Raw genomic sequence first — 7,418 nt, forward strand, 5'->3', positions numbered from 1 at the left:
ACTGTGGCGAATGGCGGGAACCGGCCCATCGCGCCGGTACGCAAGCTCATCGGCACGGTGCTCGGCACCGTGGCCACCTTCGTCGTCCTCTTCGGGCTGGGCATGACCAGCTGGGCCATCGTGGCCCTCGGGGTCGCCCTGCTGGTGCTGGCGATCGCGCTGGCTACCGTACGCGGCGGCGGGCGCACCTGGGTGGTCGGCGTGGCGCACGTGCACAGCGCCTCCGAACCACCCACCCAGTACGCGTTCGGCCGGTGCGAGCTGCAACTGGTCATCGACGCGCCCGGTCTGCCGCCCCGATCCAAGAAGATCATCGAGCCGCGGGTGCCGGTCTCGAAGTGGCCGTCGCTGGGTCAGACCCTGCCGATCCGGGTCGCGTTGGACGACCAGCGGCACGTCAAGGTTCTCTGGGACGAGGTGCCCACCCACGCCGAGACCGCGGCGGCCGTCGCCGACCTCCCACCGGAGTTCGGCGACATCGACGCCGTGGACGACGTGCTCATCCAGCAGGACGCCCCGCCGTGGGCCGACCGCGCGACGGACGACGACTTCCGGGACGCGCGCGACAGCGAGGGGTTCCTCGACCCGCGTGGCCGCGACGGCGACCCGTTCCGCGACGCCCGCGACGGTGACCCGTTCCGTGACGCCCGCGACGGTGACCCCTTCCGCGACGCCCGCGACGGTGACCCGTTCCGTGACCCACGCGGCCCCGAGGTGTTCCGTGACCCGCGCGGCCCCGACCCGCTGCGCGACGACCCGGCGGTCGCGCCCGCCGAGCGCGAGCCGGTGGTGATGAGCCAGAGCCCGGGCGGCCCGGTGGTGCTCGAAGGCGTCGTCGTCGAGCCGCAGCCCGGCGCAGGGCTGCCCCGACGGGCCACCCCCGCACCGCGCCCACCGGCGGAGGAGCACTTCGACCAGCCCGGCGCGGACCCGCTCGCCCCGATCGACGACCGCGTCGACCAACCCGACGACCGCGTCGACCCGGCGCCCGACGACCGGCCCGCGACCGCCGAGGCCCGCCTCGACCCGCCCGCCGCGCCGCGCGTCGATCCACCTCCGGCGCAGCGCACCGGCCCGGTCGCCATGGATCCGCTGGACCCGCTGGACCCGCCGCTGGACGATCCGGCCCCGACCGGAAAGGCCCGCGAGACCGTCACCGCCGAGGACCTGGACGAGGCGATCTTCGGGTACGACGGCGCGTCCACGACTGATCCGGCCGGCCCGATCAGCGGTGTCGGCCTGACCCTGCTGGTCACCGACCTGTCCCGGTCGCTCGGCTTCTACCGCGACATGCTCGGCTTCAGCGAGGTCGACCAGGGCGCCGGCAACGCCGTGCTCGCCTTCGGCACGACCCGGCTGGTGCTGCGCGAGGTGACCGGGGCGGCGCCGATCAGCCGCCGACTGGTGCACGTCAACCTCGAGGTGGACGACATCGAGGCGGCGTACGGCCGGCTGCGCGATTCCGGGGTCCGCTTCACGTACGCGCCCCGGGTGGTCAACCGGGGCAGCAGGCTGGAGGTGTGGGCGGCTGCCTTCCGGGACCCGGACGGCCACGGCATCGCCCTCACCCAGTGGCGCGAACGCGCCGACGCCTGACCCGGCCGGTCCTCCCGGAGCATCGCCGGACGAGTCGGCGTGTCAGCCGAGGATGACCCGGCGGACGTGCAGCGCGTACGCCCAGACCAGGGCGAAGATGATGCCCAGCACGAACAGCGACCAGTGCAGCAGACCGGCCAGCATCAGCAGGCCCTGCAGCACGGTGCCGGCGTGCCAGGCCCAGGGGCGGCGCATCATGCCGGCGAGCAGGACGGCGGCAACCGCCAGGGCCACCACCGCCGCGATCGCGGCCCCGCCGAGGTCGCCACCGACCACCCGGATCGGCTGGATGGCCAGCAGCAGCACCAGCGCCTCCAGGCTGAGCGTCCCAGCGCCCAGGCCGCGTACCGCCCGCTCCGGGTTGCGCAGCCCGGACCGCCGCGGCTGCCCGGCCTCCGGCTCCCCCACTGACGATCCGGCCGCGCCCTGCTCGGTGGACGAGCCCGCCTCGCCGCGCGACGAGCCCGCCTGGCCGCCCGACGGGCCGGTCGGGTCGTCGGTGGCGCGTGGGCCGCGCTCGGGGCCGGTCATCGCTTCAACAGCCGGCGGGCGTCGGCCACCGTGACCACCGAGCCGGTCACCAGGACCCCGACGCCGCTGAGCTCTCCGGGGACGTCCTCCTCGGCCAGCGCGACCGCCAGCTCGATCGCGTCCGGCATCTCCTCGGCCGACTCCACCCGCTCCTCGCCGAAGACCTCCTCGGCCAGCGCGGCGAGCTCCGCCGTCGGCATCGCCCGCGGCGAGCTGTTACGGGTGACCACCACCTGGTCGACCACCGGCTCCAGCAACTCCAACAGGGCTTCCGCGTCCTTGTCGGCGAGTACGCCGACCACCGCCACCAGCTTGCTGAACGCGAACTCCTCCTGGAGTGCGGTCACGGTGGCGGCCATGCCGTGCGGATTGTGCGCGCCGTCCAGCAGGATGGTCGGCGCGTTGCGTACCCGCTCCAGCCGCCCGGGGGAACTGGTCGAGGCGAAGCCCTCCCGGACCGCGTCGACGTCCAACTGCCGTCGGCTCCCGGCGCCCAGGAACGCCTCCACGGCGGCGAGCGCCACCGCGGCGTTCTGCGCCTGGTGCGCGCCGTGCAGCGGAATGAAGATGTCGTCGTAGATGCCGCCCAGGCCTTGGAGGCTGAGCACCTGCCCGCCGACCGCGACAGCCCGGCCCAGCACGCCGAACTCGGCGCCCTCCCGGGCGATGGTGGCGCCCACCTCGGCACAGCGGTCGAGGAGTGGCCGCGCGGCCTCCTCCTCCTGCGCCGCCGCGATCACTGTGGCGCCCGGGTGGATGATGCCGGCCTTCGCCAGCGCGATGTCCTGGAGGGTGTCGCCGAGCCACTCGGTGTGGTCCAGGCCGATCGGGGTGATCACGCACACCCCGGCCTGGATGACGTTCGTGGCGTCCTCGGCGCCGCCGAGCCCCACCTCGACCACGGCGATGTCGACCGGCGCGTCGGCGAACGTGGCGAACGCCAGCGCGGTGGTCATGTCGAAGTACGTCAGCGGCTCGTCCGACCGCGCGTCTACCAGCTCCGCCAGCGGCTTGATCTCCCGGTACACCGCCGCGAACCGCTCCTCGCTGACCGGCTCGCCGTCCAGGCTGATCCGCTCCCGCACGGTCTCCAGGTGCGGGCTCGTGTACCGCCCGGTGTGCAGCCCGAACGCCCGCAGCAGCGAGTCGATCATCCGCGCGGTGGAGGTCTTGCCGTTGGTGCCGGTCAGGTGGATCGCCGGGTACGCCCGCTGCGGGCTGCCGAGCAGGTCGAGCAGCGACTCGATGCGGTCCAGCTCGAAGACCATGCGGGTGAAGCCGCGGGCGTTCAGCTCGGCCTCGGCGGCGGCGAAATCGGTACGGTCGGTCACGAGGGCAGTGTCTCCAGAGCAGCGTCGATCCGGACCAGGTCGGCCTCGGCGGTGGCGAGCCGGTCGCGGATCTTCGCGACGACCGGCTCGGGGGCCTTGCCGATGAAGGCAGGGTTGTCGAGCTTCGCTCGGGCCTGCGCGACCTCCTTCTCGGCGGCCGCGCGGTCCTTGGTCAGCCGGGCCCGCTCGGCGGCCACGTCGATCGACCCCCGGGTGTCCAACGCGACACCGACCGCGCCGGGCATGGCCAGCGTCGCGCTGGCCTGGAAGTCGTCACCGGCCGCGTCCAGCCGGACCAGCGACCTGATCAGCGGCTCGTGGGCCGCGATGCCGGCCCCGGCCAGCCCGTCCAGGCGGGCGGCCACCCGCTGCGTCGGGCGCAGCCCCTGGTCGGAACGGAACCGGCGGATCTCGGTGACCACCCGCTGCACGGCGGCCAGCTCGGCCTCGGCGGCGTCGTCGACAAGCGACCGGTCGGCCACCGGCCAGGCGGCGGCCTGCACCGTCTCGCCGCCGGTCAGCGCGAGCCACAGCTCCTCGGTGACGAACGGGATGACCGGGTGCAGCAGCCGCAGCAGCTGGTCGAGCACGTGCCCGAGCACCCGCCGGGTGGCATCGGCCCGCTCGCCGCCCTCGGCGAGCACCGGCTTGCTCAGCTCGACGTACCAGTCGCAGACGTCGTCCCAGGCGAAGTGGTAGAGCAGGTCGCACACCTTGGCGAACTCGTACGCCTCGAACTGCTCGTCGACCTCGGCGGTGACGTGCGCCAGCCGGGACAGGATCCACCTGTCGACGGTGGAGAGCTGCTCGACCGGCGGCAGGTCGCCCGTGGTGTGTGCGCCGTTCATCAGGGCGAACCGGGTGGCGTTCCAGAGCTTGTTGCAGAAGTTGCGCGAGCCCTGGCACCACTCTTCGCTGACCGGGACGTCCTGGCCGGGGTTCGCACCCCGCGCCAGGGTGAACCGGGTGGCGTCGGCACCGTACCTGTCGATCCAGTCCAGCGGGTCGACCACGTTGCCGAACGACTTCGACATCTTCTTGCCGAACTGGTCACGCACCATGCCGTGCAGCGCGACCACGTCGAAGGGCGGCCGGCCGTCCATCGCGTACAGGCCGAACATCATCATCCGGGCCACCCAGAAGAACAGGATGTCGTACCCGGTGACCAGCACGCTTGTCGGGTAGAACTTCGCCAGGTCCGGGGTCTCTTCGGGCCAGCCCAGGGTGGAGAACGGCCACAGGCCGCTGGAGAACCAGGTGTCCAGGACGTCCTCGTCCTGGTGCCAGCCCTCGCCGGTCGGGGCCTCCTCGTCGGGGCCGACGCAGACGATCTCACCCGCCGGGCCGTACCAGACCGGGATGCGGTGCCCCCACCACAGCTGGCGGGAGATGCACCAGTCGTGCATGTTGTCGACCCAGGCGAAGTAGCGCTTGGCCAGCTCGGCCGGCTCGATGCGCACCCGGCCGTCGCGGACCGCGTCGCCGGCGGCCTGCGCGAGCGGGGCGGTGTTGACGAACCACTGCAGCGACAGCCGCGGCTCGACAGTCGTCTTGCAGCGCGAGCAGTGCCCGACCGCGTGCACGTACGGCCGCTTCTCGGCGACGATCCGGCCCTGCTCCCGCAGCGCGGCCACGATCGCCGGCCGCGCCTCGAACCGGTCCAGCCCCTCGAACGGGCCGGGCACGGTGATCACACCGCGCTCGTCCATCACGGTCAGCGCGGGCAGGTCGTGGCGCTGGCCGATCTCGAAGTCGTTCGGGTCGTGCGCGGGCGTCACCTTCACCATGCCGGTGCCGAAGCTCGGGTCGACGTGCGCGTCGGCGACGATCGGGATCCGCCGGCCGGTGAGCGGCAGCTCGACCTCGGTGCCGATCAGGTGCTGGTAGCGCTCGTCGTCGGGGTGCACCGCGACGGCGGTGTCGCCGAGCATCGTCTCGGCCCGGGTGGTGGCCACCACGACCTCGTCGCTGTAGCGGATCGAGATCAGCTCACCGTCGTCGTCGGTGTGCTCGACCTCGATGTCGGAGAGCGCGGTGAGACAGCGCGGGCACCAGTTGATGATCCGGTTGGCTCGGTAGATGAGGCCGTCGTCGAAGAGCTTCTTGAAGATCGTCTGGACGGCGCGGCTCAGCCCCGCGTCCATGGTGAAGCGCTCACGGTCCCAGTCCACTGAGTCGCCGAGGCGGCGCATCTGGCCGAGGATGGCGCCGCCGGACTCGGCCTTCCACTGCCAGACCCGCTCGACGAACTTCTCCCGGCCGAGGTCGTGTCGGGAAAGGCCCTCGGCGGCGAGCTGACGCTCGACCAGGTTCTGGGTGGCGATGCCGGCATGGTCCATGCCGGGCAGCCACAGCGCCTCGAAGCCCTGCATCCGCTTCCGCCGGGTCAACGCGTCCATGAGCGTGTGCTCGAACGCGTGGCCCATGTGCAGCGAGCCGGTGACGTTCGGCGGCGGGATGACGATGGTGAAGGGGGGCTTGTCGCTGTCGGCGGAGGCCCGGAAGTGCCCAGCGGCTACCCACTGCTCGTACCGTCGCTGCTCTACCTCGCCGGGCTGGTACTGGCCGGCGAGGGTCGGGGCGTCGGGGCGTCGGGCATCCAGTCTCTCGGTCACCTGACAAGTCTACGGAGGGCTTCCGCGGACCTGACGTGCGCCACCTGCCGTTCGCGTACGGTGTCGGCTATGTCCGACGCACATCTCACCGAACGTTCGCTCGACGACAGTCGCGAGCCGGTCGAACTGACCGAGGAGCCCATCCAGCTGAGCACCCGGGACACCGGGGGCGACCCCGACGAGCGCTCCGGCGGCTGGTCCCGGCGCCGCAAGATCGGTTGGGCGGTAGCGCTGGCCGTGGGTCTCGCGGGAGCGGGCGTGCTGGGGGTCGGCGGGTGGCGCGTGGCGCAGCAGAAGGACACCCGGCTGAATTCACCCGATCAGGTGGCGGGGTTGACCCGGGACGACAGCGAGCGGGCCAAGAGCACGGCGGACTATCTGCGCAGCGGCCTGGCCGCCGACATCGAGCTGGACCGCAGTTTCGGCACCGTCTACCGCGACCCCGCCGACGACAAGCGCTCGGTGCTGATCTTCGGCGGCACCACGCTGCTGTGGCAGCCCGAGCGCGACCTGGACAGCCTCTTCGGCCTCATGTCCGACGAGACCGGCGCGGTGACCGGCCTGCGCGAGGTGCCCGCGGGCGACCTGGGTGGCGTGATGAAGTGCGGCAGCACCAGTGGCGACGGCGGCGACTTCGCGGTGTGCGGCTGGGCGGACCACGGCAGCGTCGTGATGGCGATGTTCCCCGGTAGGTCGGTGACCGACGCCGGCGCCCTGTTCCGCGACCTTCGCGGGGACATGCAGACCCGCGACTGATCCGGGCCCGTCCGGCGGTGTGACCTCGTTGAGCGGCGCGCCTTCCCGGATATCGGGGTGCCCACGACCGCGGAAGCGCCCGATATCAGCGGCGCGGAGTCGGGAAAACGCAGAGGCGGAGACGCAGAAAAGGCCACCCCGGTTGGGGGTGGCCTTTTCTGGAAGATTGTCCGGCGGTGTCCTACTCTCCCACACCCTCACGAGTGCAGTACCATCGGCGCTGGAGGGCTTAGCTTCCGGGTTCGGAATGTGACCGGGCGTTTCCCCTCCGCCATGACCGCCGTAACTCTATGAACATATCAAACAACCCCGGCACCATCGTCACGGGTGTTCGCTTGTTCAGAGTTGCACAGTGGACGCGTAGCAGCTTAGTAGTCAAGTCCTCGGCCTATTAGTACCGGTCAACTGAACCCGTTACCGGGCTTACATTTCCGGCCTATCAACCCAGTCGTCTAGCTGGGGGCCTTACCCCACCAAGGTGGGTGGGATACCTCATCTTGAAGCAGGCTTCCCGCTTAGATGCTTTCAGCGGTTATCCCTTCCGAACGTAGCTAACCAGCCGTGCCCCTGGCGGGACAACTGGCACACC

The 7,418-nt window shown here is 71.7% G+C and carries 5 protein-coding genes and 2 rRNA genes; 2 read left to right on the forward strand and 5 right to left on the reverse strand.

From position 1 onward, the window contains the following. Positions 1-3 precede the first annotated feature (3 nt). Positions 4-1,596, forward strand: a complete 1,593-nt coding sequence (locus ABZT87_RS12340) for a VOC family protein (RefSeq protein WP_355135364.1) — start codon at positions 4-6, stop codon at positions 1,594-1,596. A 42-nt stretch (positions 1,597-1,638) separates the two neighbouring features. On the opposite strand, the gene ABZT87_RS12345 is transcribed toward ABZT87_RS12340, so the two are convergent. From ABZT87_RS12345 to ABZT87_RS12355, 3 genes are read right to left on the reverse strand one after another with little or no spacing between them, the layout of a single operon-like run. Further along, the gene (locus ABZT87_RS12345) at positions 1,639-2,127 is read right to left on the reverse strand and encodes a DUF4233 domain-containing protein (RefSeq protein ID WP_355135366.1); all 489 of its coding nucleotides are present in this window, start codon (positions 2,125-2,127) and stop codon (positions 1,639-1,641) included. Next, entirely contained in the window at positions 2,124-3,458 is a 1,335-nt protein-coding gene (locus tag ABZT87_RS12350; RefSeq protein WP_355135368.1) for a folylpolyglutamate synthase/dihydrofolate synthase family protein, read from the reverse strand. The genes ABZT87_RS12345 and ABZT87_RS12350 overlap by 4 nt, the downstream gene beginning before the upstream one ends. Continuing rightward, positions 3,455-6,073: a valine--tRNA ligase gene (locus ABZT87_RS12355; RefSeq protein ID WP_355067031.1), complete on the reverse strand. Its 2,619-nt coding sequence runs from the start codon at positions 6,071-6,073 to the stop codon at positions 3,455-3,457. The genes ABZT87_RS12350 and ABZT87_RS12355 overlap by 4 nt, the downstream gene beginning before the upstream one ends. Positions 6,074-6,142: 69 nt before the next feature. On the opposite strand from ABZT87_RS12355, the gene ABZT87_RS12360 reads away from it, so the two are divergent. Then, entirely contained in the window at positions 6,143-6,829 is a 687-nt protein-coding gene (locus tag ABZT87_RS12360; protein ID WP_355135370.1) for a hypothetical protein, read from the forward strand. Positions 6,830-6,997: 168 nt separating this feature from the next. Here ABZT87_RS12360 and rrf read toward each other — a convergent pair. Together rrf and ABZT87_RS12370 are read right to left on the reverse strand one after the other, a co-directional pair. Further along, positions 6,998-7,114, reverse strand: a 5S ribosomal RNA gene (gene rrf / locus ABZT87_RS12365). Positions 7,115-7,200: 86 nt separating this feature from the next. Further along, positions 7,201-7,418: ribosomal RNA gene (locus ABZT87_RS12370) — 23S ribosomal RNA — on the reverse strand; the annotation flags it as partial.

Origin of the sequence: Micromonospora sp. NPDC005237 (assembly GCF_040607775.1) — a bacterium.
Lineage (GTDB): Bacteria > Actinomycetota > Actinomycetes > Mycobacteriales > Micromonosporaceae > Micromonospora.

Bases quoted from the DNA above. Each gene is read 5' to 3' on its own strand.
- ABZT87_RS12345 (WP_355135366.1), bottom strand. From the start codon at position 2,127: ATGACCGGCCCCGAGCGCGGCCCACGCGCCACCGACGACCCGACCGGC.
- ABZT87_RS12360 (WP_355135370.1), top strand. From the start codon at position 6,143: ATGTCCGACGCACATCTCACCGAACGTTCGCTCGACGACAGTCGCGAG.